Below are 15,467 nucleotides of genomic sequence, written 5' to 3'. Positions count from 1 at the left end.
GGAGAACGGGAATAAAACAACCAGTCAATTAGAGAATAATAGTTAACAATAAAGCCATGTTAAAGAACTATTTCAAGATCGCATTTCGAAACCTGTGGCGCCACCGGGTATTCTCCTTTATCAATATCATGGGATTAGCCGTAGGCATGACGGCCTGTTTACTGATCTTCCTGTATGTACGCTTTGAATTAAGCTATGATTCTTTTCATACAAAAGCCGATCGTATATACCGGATCGTAACAGACCTGAAAACACCTACAGAACTAATTCCTACCAGTGGTCCGGCCTGGCCGGTTGCCCCTCACGCAAAGCTCGATTTTCCTGAAGTGGAAGCATATACCCGCGTGAACCCTGACAATGTATTGTTTAGAAAAGACGATATTAAATTCATGGAAGAAGGCGCCATATGGGCCGATTCAGCATTCTTTCAAATATTTAATTTCCGGTTGATCAGGGGAGATGTACGTACTGCATTAATACACCCCTTTAGCGTAGTACTATCGGAAACAGCAGCTAAAAAATATTTCGGGAAAGACGATGCGTTTGGTAAAACCCTATTGATAACGGGCGGGGCGGTACCGGCCACAGTAACAGGCATAATGAAAGATATGCCTGAAAACTCGCAGATAAAAAGCGATGTAGTATTATCAATGTGCACCTTAACAGCTGAATGGGCGAAAGACCTCGATAACCAGTGGGGCAATTATGGTCCTTATGCGTATTTACTGCTTAAGCCAGGCACTAACGCACAGGCCCTGCAAAAGAAGTTTCCAGCTTTTCTGGAAAAGTGGAATGGAGAAGAGATGAAACAGATCCAGATGTATCCTACTGTGTTGTTAGAAAAATTGAAAGATGTGTACCTGCATTCAACCCGTGGGGATTTAGGGAGCAGTAAGTCGTCGGGGAATATTAAAAATGTTTATATTTTTTCTATCATAGCTGCATTTATCCTCATTATCGCCTGTATTAACTTCATTAACCTTACCACAGCAAGGGCATCGGAAAGGGCTAAGGAAGTTGGGATACGGAAAGTAGCCGGGGCTATAAAAGGCCAACTGGCCCGGCAGTTCATCGGTGAATCGGTGATCATTTGTTTAATAGCGTTCCTGTTAACTCTGGGCCTGGCAGCGTTGCTTTTGCCTGCATTCAATGAACTGGCCGGTAAAACCATCAGCAAAGGCATATTTGAAAATCCCGGTTTGCTGTTACTGATCTTAGCAACCTCCCTTGTAATAGGTTTGCTTGCAGGCATTTACCCGGCATTTATATTATCGTCTTTTAACCCCATAGAAGTGTTGAAAGGCCGCTATGCAACCAGTTCGCGCGGGGCCACCCTGCGCAAAACCCTTGTTATTTCACAATTTGCCATATCTACCGCATTGATCATAGGCACTATCATTGTGTATTCGCAAATGCGTTATATGCGCAACCAGAGCCTGGGCTTTAATAAAGACCAGGTACTGGTAATTGATACAAACGAGGATAAGAACAGGGAGGCTTTGAAACAGGCAATTTCGCGTTTACCAAACGTAAAAGCGGTTTCCTTATCGGGCAGCGTGCCGGGCAGTGGCTACGCGGGCGCTTATTCAGAAGTGGAGAATATTAAAGGGGATCTGCAGATCACCAACCTCGATGTGTACTTTGTGGATTTCGATTACATTCCCCTTTACAATATAAAAATGGCGGCAGGCCGGCCTTATAACAGGGAATTTAAAACAGATACCACCCAGGCGTTGATCCTGAACGAAGCAGCCGTGCGTACGCTTGGCTATCGTTCGCCCGACCAGGCCATTGGCAAACGGTTTAAACAATGGGGCCGTGAAGGAAAGATCGTTGGGGTGATAAAAGACTTTCATTATAAATCACTGCAGAACCCCATTAAACCATTGTGCCTGCGTATGGAATGGCCCCGCATGGGTTTAATATCAGTTAAGGTGAACCAGGCAGGTATAAAGGGTACCATTGCTGACATTGAAAAACAATTTAAAACCAGCATCCCTAACCGGCCTTTCAGCTATTATTTCCTCGATGAATTCTTTGACCGGCAATACCGCAGTGAAGAACGCTTTGGCCGCTTGTTCCTGAACTTTGCCGCCCTGGCCATCTTTATTTCCTGCCTGGGTTTGCTGGGACTGGCATCGTACAGCACTATGCAACGTACCCGCGAAATAGGCATCAGAAAAGTAATGGGCGCATCTGTATCAAATATCATCAACCTGTTATCAAAAGAGTTTTTGAAGCTGGTGATCATTTCCTTCTTTATTGCCTCGCCGGTTGCCTGGTATTTTATGCATAAATGGCTCAATGATTTTGCTTACCGTACCCAAATAAGCTGGTGGATATTCGCCGTTGCCGGCATATTGGCACTGCTGATAGCCATTATAACAATCAGTGTGCAGGCCTTCAGGGCAGCAGTGGCCAACCCGGTAAAGAGCTTGCGAACCGAATAAATCGTGAAACGTGAAAAGTGAAACGTGAAACGTAAAACCGTAACCGCGGTCTTCTTTCACGTTTGCCGTTTGCCGTTTCACGAAGGCCCTATGAAAGGCAAATGAAACAATCATAAACTGAAGAAACCTGTTTTTCATATGTTTAAAAATTATTTCAAAACCGCCTGGCGAAGCATTATTCGCAACAAGGCTTTTTCGCTCATCAATATAACCGGCCTGTCGATAGGTATAGCGGCCAGTTTACTCCTGTTTATCGTAGTGCAATACGAAATGAGCTACGATAGGTTTCAACCCAATTATGACCGCATATACCGGGTGGTTACGCAGGATAAATTTGATAAGGACATCACGTATAACTCAGGTGTACCGGTGGCTGCATTGAAAGCGTTGCGCACCGATCTTCCCAACATACAATTCGGCGCGCTGAAATCAATATATGGCAGTCAGGTCACCGTACCATCAGCCGGTAATGCAACGGGCAACAAATTCATTCTGAAATCAGGCATCTTTTTCATTGAGCCGGAGATCTTCAACATATTTCATTACGACTGGCTGGTCGGTGGCGCCGATGCGTTAAAAGATCCCAACAATATAGTGCTTGATGAAAGAACCGCCACCACGTATTTTGGCAACTGGCAACAGGCCATGGGCAAAACGATGGTGCTCGATAACGCCATAACGCTGAAAGTAAGCGGGATCCTGAAAAATGTTCCGGCCAATACCGACCTTCCCCTGTCAGTGCTGGTTTCTTATGAAACCCTGAAACAATATGGCAGTGCGTATAATCATGCTGACAACTGGAACACCACCAGCAGCAACTTTAATGTATTTGCCCTGCTATCGCCGGCTGCCAAAGCGGCCGACATCGATAAAGCCCTGTTACAATTCAGCAAACGCCACTATGATGTAATGCAGACCAATTCGGTAAAAAGGAATTTTCTGCAACCGCTGGGCACTATTCATTTCGACCGCCGCTTTGAAACGCTTGGCGATCATGTAACCAGTAAAACCACCCTGCTTACCTTATCGCTCATAGGCCTGTTCATCATTTTGATGGCCTGTGTAAACTTCATCAACCTGTCAACGGCATTGTCGGTAAACCGGTCAAGAGAAGTGGGCATCCGAAAAGTGCTGGGCAGTAACCGCAGTCAGCTGTTTGCACAGATCATGAGCGAAACTGCGGTGATCGTTTGCCTGTCGGTTATTTTGGCTATGGGTATTGCCTGGATAGTATTACCTTATATAAAACATATCGCGAGCATAAAGGAACCGCTCACCCTGTTCACGCCCAAAACAATGGGCATGATGCTGGCTATGGGTTTGGTTGTTATATTACTGGCTGGTTTGTATCCTTCTTTTGTGTTGTCGAAGTTCAACCCCATTACGGCATTGAAGAACAAAATGGTATCGGCCAGCGTACGGGGAGTATCGTTACGAAGAGGATTAGTGGTGATGCAGTTTACCATTTCACAAGTGCTCATCATTGCAACGGCTGTAGCAGTTAGCCAAATGAACTTTATCAGCAAAGCCGACCTCGGCGTTAACAAGGAAGGCGTACTGGTATTGAGCAGTAATGGCGACAGCCTTATTCAGTCGAAACAGATGGCCTTTAAACAACAATTGTTACAGGTGCCGGGCGTGCAATCGGTAAGTTTCAACAGCGATGCACCTTCTTCCGACAATACCTGGTCTTCGAATTTTGCTTACAACCACCAGCCCGATGAAAAATTTCAGGTTACGCTGAAGTTTGCTGATGCAGATTATATCAAAACGTTTGGGGTTCATCTTATAGCCGGCCAGGCTGCTGCCGAATGCGATACCAGCCGCGAAGCCATGGTTAATGAAACCTTGCTGAAGAAACTGGGTATAAAGAATGCCAACGATGCCATTGGTAAAGAAATTCGAATGGGCCGCAACAAATGGCTGCCCATTGTGGGTGTAATGCAGGATTTCAAGACCAATTCACTGCGGGAAGAAATAAAGCCGTTGATGATCACGAGCAATAAAAGCTTTCAATTCCTTACGGCCATCAAGTTACGCACCCATCAACTGCCGCATACCCGCGAAGCCATTCAAAAAATATGGGCACAGTTCTACCCCGACTACGCGTTTGCCCCTTCCTTCTTTGATGAAGATATTGCGAAATTTTATCAGCAGGAAGAACAGTTGTCATTGCTGTATAAGATATTCGCCGGGCTTGCCATTTTTATTTCCTGTTTAGGTTTGTATGGACTGGTTTCGTTTATGGCCGTGCAAAAAACAAAAGAAGTAGGTATTCGAAAAGTGCTGGGCGCTTCGGTGGCCAGCCTGCTGAAACTGTTCTCAAAAGAATTCACCATTTTGATCATCATCTCCTTCTTTATTGCCGTACCTGTTGCCTGGTATATGATGCATACCTGGCTGAATAATTTTGTATATCGTATATCACTGAGCGGCTGGTTCTTTATAGTTGCCATTACCGGTTCCATACTGATTGCATGGATAACGGTGGGTTATAAAGCTATAAGGGCTTCGCTGGCGAACCCGGTGAAAGCATTGAGAAGCGAATGACAGTTACCTGTTACCAGATACCGGTTACCGGGACCATAAATTTTATGGCTTTCTGCCAAAAGTCGGACTGCCCGAAAATTAATACCCGGAAACCGGGAACGGGCAACTGGTAACAGAATATAACCTATAAATGTAACAACCAAGAATAAGCGTATGTTAAAGAACTATCTTAAAATTGCCTTTAGGAACCTTTGGAAAAGCAAGGGTTTCTCGGCCATCAATATAATAGGGCTGGCTATTGGACTGGCCACCTGTTTGCTCATTATGCTGTTTGTGCTCGATGAGCTTGGTTATGACCGTTACAATAAAAAAGCCGACCGTATTTACCGGGTGGATGCCGACATAAAATTTGGCGGCAATCATTTTGTGCTGGCCACAGCGACCGACCCCATGGGCCCAACGCTGAAAAAAGATTATCCGCAGGTAGAACAGTATGTGCGGTTCCGCAGTGCCGGTGGCCTGCTTATAAAAAAGGGTGCTGAAAATGTTCAGGAAGAACATGTGGTGTATGCCGATTCAACCCTGTTCGATGTATTTACGCTGCCCATGCTCGATGGCGATCCGCAAACGGCCCTGCGCGAGCCTAACAGTGTTGTGATCACCGAAACAATAGCCCGTAAATACTTCAACACCACACAGGCAGCGGGCCGAAGCCTCCTTATTAATAACCATGAACATTATACCATCACCGGCGTTATAAAAGATGTTCCATCCCAATCGCATTTCAATTACGATTTCTTCGTTTCCTTATCAACCCGGGCCGAAAGCCGGGCTAACAACTGGTTAAGCAATAACTTCAACACCTATATTCTATTAAAGGAAGGCGCCGATCCAAAACAGCTCGAAGCGCAATTTGATGCGCTGGTTGAAAAATATATTGGTCCGCAGGTGATGCAGTATATGTCGATCAATATGGACGAGTTTAAAAAAAGCGGGAATTATGAAAAGCATCACTTAACCCCGCTTACCAGCATTCACCTGTATTCAAATAAAGAGGCCGAATTGCGCGCCAACAGCGATATTCAGTATGTATATATTTTCTCGGCCATCGCTTTCTTTATTCTGCTGATCGCCTGCGTTAACTTCATGAACCTGTCAACCGCCCGTTCGGCTAACCGCGCCCGGGAAGTGGGTGTACGAAAAGTACTGGGTTCTTTAAAAGCCAACCTGGTAAAACAATTCCTTACCGAAAGCCTGCTCATCAGCAGTATGGCCATGTTGCTGGCCCTGGTGCTGGCCTGGACCATGCTCCCCTACTTTAACCAGCTGGCGGCAAAAGACATCAAACTGAATTTGCTCGTTGATCCCTGGTTGTTACCTGTACTGGTATTATTGGTATTGATCACCGGTTTGCTGGCGGGCAGCTATCCTGCTTTTTATTTATCGGCTTTCAAACCCATACAGGTGATCAAAGGCAAGCTGGCTGCAGGTTTTAAAACAAGCTGGTTACGCAGCGGGCTCGTCGTGTTCCAGTTTGCGATCTCCATTGTGCTCATTATTGCCACTATGGTGATCTATAAACAATTGCATTATATTCAATCGCATAAACCAGGTTTTAACCGCGAGCAGGTGTTGGTGATCCATAACACCCACCCATTGGGCAGCCAGGCAAAAACTTTCCGGGATGAAGTGGTAAAATTTCCCGGCGTTGAAAATGCTACCATAGCCGATTACTTACCTACGAATGGCTGGCGAAATGATAACCCCGTGTTTGCTGATCCTACGCTTGATCAGAAAAATGCCGTATCGATGCAAACCTGGGATGTAGATGATCAATATATCCCAACCCTGGGTATGGAGCTGGTAGCCGGAAGGAATTTTTCTAAAGAATTTCCAACAGATTCTTCGGGCATCATCATTAACGAGGTGGCCGCAAAGATGTATGGCTTTAGCGACCCCATTGGGAAAAACCTGTATTTTATCTCCGACCTGAACAACCCCAAAAATGTAAGTACCCTGCATATAATTGGCATTGTAAAGAATTTTAATTTCAGCAGCTTACGGCAACAGGTAACGCCCCTGTCGTTATTATTAGGACAACATCCGGGGAATATAGCCCTGCGCGTACATAGCACCGATATCCATCGCCTGGTGGCGCAAATTGAAAGAAAATACAAAGCCATGGTGCCGGGCGAGCCGTTTAACTATTCCTTCATGAACGAAGACTTCAATAATATATACCGTACTGAACAACGGATGGGCATCATTGCCATTTCCTTTTCGGCCCTGGCCATTTTAATTGCCTGCCTGGGTTTGTTCGGATTGGCCGCTTATGCAGCAGAGCAGCGCACCAAAGAGATCGGCATTCGAAAAGTGCTGGGCGCTACGGTAAGCCACATTACGGCCATGCTGTCGAAAGATTTTCTGAAACTGGTTGTCATTGCAGCCCTTATTGCCTTTCCGCTGGCCTGGTGGGTGATGCATACCTGGTTGCAGGACTTTGCCTACCGTACCAATATCAGCTGGTGGGTATTCGTAATGGCCGGCGCACTGGCCGCATTGATAGCGGTGGTTACCGTAAGTTTTCAAACGATAAAAGCCGCCATTGCTAACCCGGTCGCAGCTTTAAAAAATGAGTAATTTTTTGGTAAAGCTTATGCGGAGATCCCGCTAACAGCGGGATGAAGAGTTTGCGTAATGAATAAAGATCATATCTGAAGAATTAATACAGGAAGAGGTTGTATCAAAGTTGATGCAGCCTCTTTTTATTCGGGTACCTGATGGAGCCCGGTATTCGTTTAAGTGGCTCTCAGGCCCGTCGTTTACTTTTGGTACATCCAATTTCTTTTTCCCCTTCACCCCTGCCCACTGTATCAAAACCGGACAGTTTCTGTATCGGAAACGAACTCACTTTTATCCAATTCTCTTATAGTATATTGCAAATCATACATCTATAAACTGGCATGTATTGGGAGTATACCCGGTCAGCAGGCAGTTTAAGATGACCATTGACAAGCACCAATAAATAACAAACAATGATTGAACTGAAGCACATCTCAAAATGGTACCAGGTAGGCGGTAAACCAACATTTATTTTAAAAGATATTAATCTGACCATCAAAGAAGGGGAATTTGTTTCCATTATGGGGCCATCCGGTTCGGGTAAATCGACCCTGCTGCATATTCTGGGTATGCTCGACGACGCCTCGGAAGGCGAATATTTTTTTATGGACCAGGCGGTTCATACCCTGAAAGAAAAACAACGCTCGCAGATCTATAAACAACATGTTGGTTTTGTTTTCCAGGCTTATCACCTCATCGATGAGCTCACGGTGTATGAGAATATTGAAACGCCACTCATTTACCAGAACATAAAATCGGGGGAGCGCAAAGCCATGGTGGCTGATATGATCGACCGGTTTAATATCGTTGGCAAAAAAGACCTCTTCCCTACCCAGCTTTCGGGCGGGCAGCAACAACTGGTTGGTATTGCTCGCGCACTGATCGCCAAACCCAACCTGTTGCTGGCCGATGAACCTACCGGTAACCTGAATTCAAAACAGGGAGAAGAGATCATGGACCTGTTCAAACAACTGAATAAAGAAGGCGTAACCATTATACAGGTGACCCATTCAGAAAAAAATGCAGCCTACGGTTCGCATATCATCAATTTGCTGGATGGAAGGATTGAGAACAATTAATACAAGAACATAAGAATGTTAATTAGAAAAATATTCATATTAGGGAGCATAGCCATGATGATGTATATGGATGGCCGGTCGCAATTGATCACCGGTCGTCCATTATCACTGCAGGAATGCGTACAAACAGCTATTAACAATAATCTCGATGTTAAGCAAAGCGATCTCAGCATGGAACAGGCAGCCATTACCTGGCGGCAATCGAAGGCCAACCTGTTACCCAATATCAGCGGAGAAATAGACCATACGCTTAACCAGGGCCGGAGTATTGACCTTAGCACCAACGGCTATGTTAACCAGCAACAAACATCGGGCAGTTATTCACTCTCGGGTAATGTAACCCTGTTCAATGGTTTGCGGTTATTGAATACGTTGAAAAGTTCACAATACGCTTATGAAGCCAGTAAAATGGAGCTGCAGCAAAGTAAAGATCAGCTGATGCTGAACGTTGTACTGGCCTATTTGCAAATACTCACCAATACCGATCTGTTGAAGCAGGCGCAGGATCAGGCAGAGGTAACCCGCAAACAGGTAGAGCGGCTGGAATTGATGAACCAGGAAGGCGCCATAAAACCAAGTGACCTGTCAGATATGAAAGGATTGCTGGCCAGCAACAAAGTGACTATTATAAGAAGTCAGAACGACCTCGATGCCGCCCGCCTTTCGCTGTCGCAGTTGATGAATGTTCCCTATAGCAAAGACCTGGAAGTGGAGCGGCTGACAGCCGACCAGGTAGAAATGAATTATGGTAACACACCCGACAGCATTTTCAATATCGCCCTGCAACAACTGGCTACTATCAAGGCAGCAGAGCTGCGCACCAAAAGTGCAGAGAAGGCGGTACAGGCAGCACGGGGTAATTTATTCCCGGTTGTAGGTTTGGGAGCCGGTTTTTATACCCCCTATTCCAGCGCTTCGCGGGATACGGCCCAGAAAAAAATTGCTTACTACGACCAGCTTAGCAATAATTACCGTACGTATGTAGGTGTAGGCATCAGCATACCCATCTTTAATAATTTCCGTTACCGCAACCAGATCTCCCTGGCAAAAATTAACCTGAAAAGTGCTGAGTTTACAGCGAAAACCCAGCAAATACAATTAAAGCAGGTCATTGAGAAAGATTATTTTAATTTAACGGCAGCGAAGAACAGGTACCAGGCACTGGTAGAACAGGTAGCGGCATATGCCGAATCGTTTAGGGCTGCCGATGTACGGTACAATGCAGGCGCTTCCACCTCAGTGGATTATTTCATAGCCAAAAACAACTACGACCAGGCCAATGCAAATCTCATTATTGCCCGCTATGATTATGTACTTCGTACGAAGATCCTGGATTATTACCAGGCGAAGCCGTTGTGGTAATTTTTGAATGGTGCGTATTGGAATTGATTTTTTTATAACTTAGTTGCAGAAACGCGGAAGTAGCTCAGCTGGTAGAGCATTAGCTTCCCAAGCTAAGGGTCGCGGGTTCGATTCTCGTCTTCCGCTCAAAGTCCCGACATGTCGGGACTTTTGTTTTCCCTTTCATCATCGCCACCTGTTTAGTTCAACCAGGCCACCTCCCCAAGCCATTATAAGGAATTCTCATCCTCTTCCTTAATAGTCACTGGCATTTTGTTATCTCCCGTAAATTAAATAAAGACAAAGGCTAATTTTGGGGTAAATAATAAACGTATATGGACCGTTATGACAGTAAAATACTTCAGTTACTGGTAGAAAACGCCCGCATTACCGGTGCCGATATAGCCCGCAAAATAAATCTATCGCTGCCTGCAGTAACAGAACGATTGCGCAAACTCGATAAATCGGGGTATATCGATAAGTACACCATACAGGTAAACCGCAAGCAAATAGATCTGCAATTGCTGGCATTTATTCAGGTATGGATCGATCATACCAAAGCCGGATCGGTAAAAGAAAACATCGTTGCCTTAAACGAAGTGCTCGAATGCCACCACGTTGCCGGCGATTACGATCTGCTGCTGAAAGTGCTGGTAAAAGATACTGCAGCCCTGGAAGAGCTGCTGGTAAAAAAGATAAAGAACATCAAAGCAGTTACCCGCACCAACACCACCATCATCTTGAACACCTATAAAGAAGAAGTGAACGTAAAAAACTTTTAAGATGACACCAACTGAAGCAAAAGAATTGGTCAATCAATTTGAAAATGGGACCCTGCCTAAAGAAAAATGGACGCATGAAGCCCATTTTGTAATGGCGCTTTGGTATTGCTGCCAGCTACCGTTACCGCTGGCCCTTGAATCAATCAAAGAAGGAATAAAAAAATACAATGTAAGCGTTGGCGGGCAAAATACCGGTCACTCAGGCTATCATGAAACCATTACCTTGTTTTACACCAGGGTTATTGTTAACTACGTATTGCAAACCAATACCAGCAAGCCCTTTGAAAGTAAGCTGGAAGGGCTTTGGCAACAGGAGTTTTTACAGAAAGATTTTCCGTTCAAATATTATAGCCGCGAATTGCTAATGAGCGAGGCAGCAAGAAAACAATGGATGGCCCCTGATATACAGCCGCTATAAAATACACCCACCACTCCTGCAAAAATTTCATTATATTTATAGTAAGAACACCAGATATATCAGTAAAGAACAACCGTTATGCAGGACCAGCTCATCAATAACGTTTCTGATACAGCGTTATGGATCGCCGCATACAGGGCGTTGGAATCTGAACGGCCCGATGCCGTGTTTAAAGATCCGCTGGCGCGTAAACTGGCCGGTGAACGGGGTTTTCAAATGGTAGCAGCCACGCCTATTAAAGATCATATGTCATTTGCCATGGTTACCCGTACAACCGGTATTGACCGGCTGATCAATATAGCCATTGAAAGGGGCATTGATACTGTAATAAATTTAGGCGCCGGTCTCGATACCCGGCCTTATCGCATGCCCCTGCCGGTTAACCTTCGTTGGGTTGAAGTTGATTTTCCCCACATGATCGATTATAAAAATAAACTGCTCGAAAACGAGAAACCAGCCTGTCATCTGCAACGCCTGGCTGCTGACCTCAGCAACGACCCCGAAAGAACAGCCCTGTTTACACAACTGGGTGCTGAAGCCAAACGGGCCCTTATTATCACCGAAGGCGTAGTGGGCTATTTAACCAATGAACAGGGCGCCCAACTATCAAAGGGTATTTTTGAAGTGCCCACCTTTTACTACTGGATAACAGATTACCATGGTGGCCTGCGCCGACACCGGCGGGCTCCCGAGCTGAAAAAAATGCTCAGCAAAGCACCCCTGCAATTCAATGTAGAAAACCCGATCGCATTTTTTAGCAGCCATGGCTGGAAGGTGCATGAAAATATTCATGTGATCGATGAAGGCGACCGCATCGGCCGCAAATTGCCCCCGGTAAAATTCCCGCTGAACCTCTTCATCAAACTCTTTCCCCAAAAAGCCCGCGAATTGGCGAACAAGACGTATGGATATGTTTTGTTTGGGAAATAATTATTTTTTTTATTTACACGCCTATTGCAAAATCTACACGCCTATCGCCCAAATGTGCACGCTTATTGAAAATAATGCACAACAGCACTTCTTTAACATAACGATTTCATAAATCATTTATTTGTAAACGTTATATACCTATACTATATTCGTGTACTGGTAATGTATACGTTATATAACTATACGATCTCAACCTGTTAAAAGACAAATACCTTCTTGTCTGGCCCTGTACCATCCCGGCGCAGGACAACAATAACAACATTATAAACTCATTTTTTCTGCAGGAAAAACAACACCTGGCAGTTAGGGCATTCTATTGGTGTTGCACGAGGTAATATGCCCGATTTATAACCATTAAACCATTTCATTATTGAAGAAAGACAAAGCAGTAACCAATAAACGTATCACTTACCAATTGAACATTTTCAAAACAAACCACATTTATTTTATGAAAAAAATCAACTTTTTATTTCTGCAATCAGCATGCGCATTCCTGGTTGGCACCAGCGCTTTTAGCCAGGTTACCCAAACTGAAATGACCTTTCAACCCAATGCCTGTCACGGAAAAGATACCCATGTAAATTATATTACCAATAATCCCAGTGCCGGTAATTCAAATTACGGTACATATGATGAAATGGTTCCTTTTACCTGGACGTTCAACGGTTCCGTTGGATCGTGCCGGGCGCTTATTGACTTTACCGATCTGCAGCTGATACCACAGGGAACGGTAGTGACCTATGCCTACCTTTCGTTATATGGTAAGCCTTCCTCATTAACCGCTCCCCAGGGTAATTACGGCACCAATGCTTGTTATGTTCAACGGGTTACCAGTTCATGGGATGAAAATACCGTAACCTGGAATACACAGCCTGCTTCAACCACAACCAACCAGGTTACCCTGCCCGGTTCAAACGGAGTGCAGTTCAATTATGATGTAATCGATCTGAATATTACAACCCTGCTTCAGGACATTATTAATCAGCCACCCGCCAGTCGCTATGGCTTTTTAATACGGCTGCAAACCGAAAGCACTTACAGATCGCTCATTTTTGCCAGCAGCGACTATGCTGATGCAACAAGACGGCCCAAACTAAGACTTGGCCTGAATTTCTGCTCTGACTCAACAGCAAGAAGAGGTACACAGCAATCGCAAATATTTACGCCTGATGTACTGGGTAAAGACGACAATGTTCAAAGCAATGTTTCAGCACTCGTAAAAAGCAATTTGTCAGCAGGAAACATTACGGTTGATTATGCATTGAACCAGGATGGAAAAACGTATGTTGAGATCGTTTCTATTGACGGTGCTGTCTTAAAAGTGCTGGAAGTAGATGGAACAAAAGGTAAGCATACCAAAACGATCAACCTGGATAGCCAGCTGCTCAAAAACAAAATGGCAGTGCTGGTAGTAAAACAGGGAAATAGTAAAACGGCCAATCCTTTTATTATTTCTCAATAAATTTTGGCCTTCATCCCTTCCTTTTAACGGTTGCTGTTGTAAAACGGCAACCGTTTTTTTCGGCATCCGGCTATCCCCGACAAGTCGGGCTGGCATCCGGCAATTTCCCCGCCGCGCAGGCTATGGCCATTTACCATTCCGGTAACCGTCAACCAGCAATAGTACAGGCTCTCCGCCAGCCGGCGGAGGTTGAGGGTGTCAACCTGTCATTTTTACCCTTTTTTGGCTATCTTTGCCATCCCAAAAACTGAATTGTTGATGTTAGAGCGGATGAATCATACGATGCACGAGGAAAACCGGCAGGGAGAAGCCTATGCTCCCTTTGTAAATGACCCTACTGCATATAATAAAAAATTCTATATCGAAAGCTATGGCTGTCAGATGAATTTTTCAGACAGCGAGATCGTTGCCTCCATTTTAAATGAGAACGGATTTGGCGCTACCCGCAATTTCGAGGAAGCCGACCTAATTCTGATCAATACCTGCTCCATTCGCGAAAAAGCCGAACAAACCGTGCGCAAACGCCTGAGCGACCTGCGCACCGTTAAAAAGAACAATCCCGGCGCCCTCATTGGCGTTCTGGGTTGTATGGCGGAAAGGCTGAAAGCCAAATTCCTGGAAGAAGAAAAGCTGGTCGACATAGTCGTAGGCCCCGACGCCTATCGCGCCCTGCCCGGCCTTATTGCAGAAGCCGAAACCGGTCAAAAAGCAGTGAATGTGTTGCTGAGCCGCGAAGAAACCTATGCCGACATCTCCCCCGTTCGCCTCGACAGCAATGGCGTGTCGGGCTTTGTAAGCATTATGCGGGGTTGTAATAATATGTGCGCATTCTGCGTAGTGCCCTTTACCCGGGGCCGCGAACGCAGCCGCGACCCACATTCAATTTTAAAGGAATGCACCGATCTGTTGAATAACGGATATAAAGAAGTAACCCTGCTGGGACAAAATGTCGACAGCTATTACTGGGTGCCTGAAAATATAGAAACAGGAAAGCCGGTCAACTTTGCCAACCTGCTCGAAATGGTGGCGCTGATCGATCCTTCCCTACGCGTTCGCTTCTCCACTTCGCACCCGAAAGATATTACCGACGATGTACTGTACACCATGGCGAAGTATGAGAACATCTGTAATTACATTCACCTGCCGGTGCAAAGCGGTTCTTCCCGTGTATTGCAATTGATGAACCGAACGTATACCCGCGAATGGTATATGGCCAAGGTAGATCGTATACGCGAAATAATACCCGATTGCGGTATAAGCTCCGATATTATTGCCGGTTTTTGTACCGAAACAGAAGAAGATCATCAGGACACGCTCAACATTATGCGGCACAGCAAATATGATATGAGCTATATGTTCTTCTACAGCGAGCGCCCGGGAACCCTGGCTGCCCGTCGGTATAAAGATGATGTGCCCGAGGAAGTGAAGAAAAAGCGGCTCGACGAGATCGTGAAACTGCAAAATGCGCTGAGCCGTGAAAGCAACCAGCACGACGTTGGTAAAACATTTAAAGTGTTGATCGAAGGAAACAGTAAGAAAAGCGACCAGGACTGGATGGGACGTAACAGCCAGAATAAAGTAGTGGTTTTTCCAAAAGAAAATTACCCGCTGAACAAAGGCAATTACGTAATGGTTAAGGTATATGATTGCACCGGCGCTACATTATTAGGAAAAATAGAACCATAAGACAGGATATATAACAGGCAGGCATTCATCAAAAGAAAAAGGAGACCCATAAAGAAACAGACCAGTATAAATAATAATACATAAGCAACCCGCTAATTACAATCAGCGTCCTCTTTCAAACCAGTTGAAAGAGCCATAGTTTCAACCATTCGCCAGGTTGCAGCGACTGAAACTGCCGGCGTTCAACAATAAGTTGAACCAACCCTT

10 protein-coding genes and 1 tRNA gene are annotated in these 15,467 nt (G+C 45.2%); all 11 read left to right on the top strand.

The features are described 5' to 3' along the window. The first annotated feature begins 56 nt into the window (after positions 1 to 56). The 11 genes from A3860_RS19420 (at position 57) to miaB (ending at position 15,260) form a co-directional block, all read left to right on the top strand. The gene (locus A3860_RS19420; protein WP_081148698.1) at positions 57 to 2,450 is read left to right on the top strand and encodes an ABC transporter permease; all 2,394 of its coding nucleotides are present in this window, start codon (positions 57 to 59) and stop codon (positions 2,448 to 2,450) included. Between the two features lie 138 nt (positions 2,451 to 2,588). Then, on the top strand, positions 2,589 to 5,000 hold the full coding sequence (locus A3860_RS19415; protein ID WP_081148696.1) for an ABC transporter permease: 2,412 nt from the start codon (positions 2,589 to 2,591) through the stop codon (positions 4,998 to 5,000). Between the two features lie 153 nt (positions 5,001 to 5,153). Next, complete coding sequence (locus A3860_RS19410; protein WP_081148694.1) at positions 5,154 to 7,580, top strand: ABC transporter permease; 2,427 nt, start codon at positions 5,154 to 5,156, stop codon at positions 7,578 to 7,580. A gap of 395 nt (positions 7,581 to 7,975) precedes the next feature. Then, positions 7,976 to 8,641, top strand: coding sequence for an ABC transporter ATP-binding protein (locus A3860_RS19405; protein WP_081148692.1), 666 nt, complete (start codon positions 7,976 to 7,978; stop codon positions 8,639 to 8,641). 15 nt (positions 8,642 to 8,656) lie between these two features. Further along, positions 8,657 to 10,003 (top strand): TolC family protein, encoded by a 1,347-nt coding sequence (locus tag A3860_RS19400; RefSeq protein WP_081148690.1) that lies wholly within the window; start codon positions 8,657 to 8,659, stop codon positions 10,001 to 10,003. Positions 10,004 to 10,056: 53 nt separating this feature from the next. Further along, positions 10,057 to 10,129, top strand: a tRNA-Gly gene (locus A3860_RS19395). Between the two features lie 188 nt (positions 10,130 to 10,317). Continuing rightward, positions 10,318 to 10,764: an Lrp/AsnC family transcriptional regulator gene (locus tag A3860_RS19390; RefSeq protein WP_081148688.1), complete on the top strand. Its 447-nt coding sequence runs from the start codon at positions 10,318 to 10,320 to the stop codon at positions 10,762 to 10,764. Between the two features lies 1 nt (position 10,765). Further along, positions 10,766 to 11,182 carry a hypothetical protein gene (locus A3860_RS19385; protein ID WP_081148686.1) on the top strand — a complete coding sequence of 139 codons (417 nt, stop codon included), beginning with the start codon at positions 10,766 to 10,768 and terminating at the stop codon, positions 11,180 to 11,182. 78 nt (positions 11,183 to 11,260) lie between these two features. Further along, a complete protein-coding gene (locus A3860_RS19380; protein WP_081148681.1) occupies positions 11,261 to 12,112 on the top strand; it encodes a class I SAM-dependent methyltransferase in 852 nt (283 codons plus the stop codon). Positions 12,113 to 12,560: 448 nt separating this feature from the next. Beyond that, complete coding sequence (locus A3860_RS19375) at positions 12,561 to 13,574, top strand: DNRLRE domain-containing protein (RefSeq protein ID WP_143774184.1); 1,014 nt, start codon at positions 12,561 to 12,563, stop codon at positions 13,572 to 13,574. Positions 13,575 to 13,832: 258 nt separating this feature from the next. Further along, complete coding sequence (miaB, locus tag A3860_RS19370) at positions 13,833 to 15,260, top strand: tRNA (N6-isopentenyl adenosine(37)-C2)-methylthiotransferase MiaB (RefSeq protein ID WP_081148677.1); 1,428 nt, start codon at positions 13,833 to 13,835, stop codon at positions 15,258 to 15,260. Positions 15,261 to 15,467: the final 207 nt, after the last annotated feature.

This window comes from Niastella vici, assembly GCF_002077945.1.
Lineage (GTDB): Bacteria > Bacteroidota > Bacteroidia > Chitinophagales > Chitinophagaceae > Niastella > Niastella vici.
Note: the sequence above shows the minus strand (reverse complement) of the source record. Positions and strands in the feature narration are given on the sequence as shown.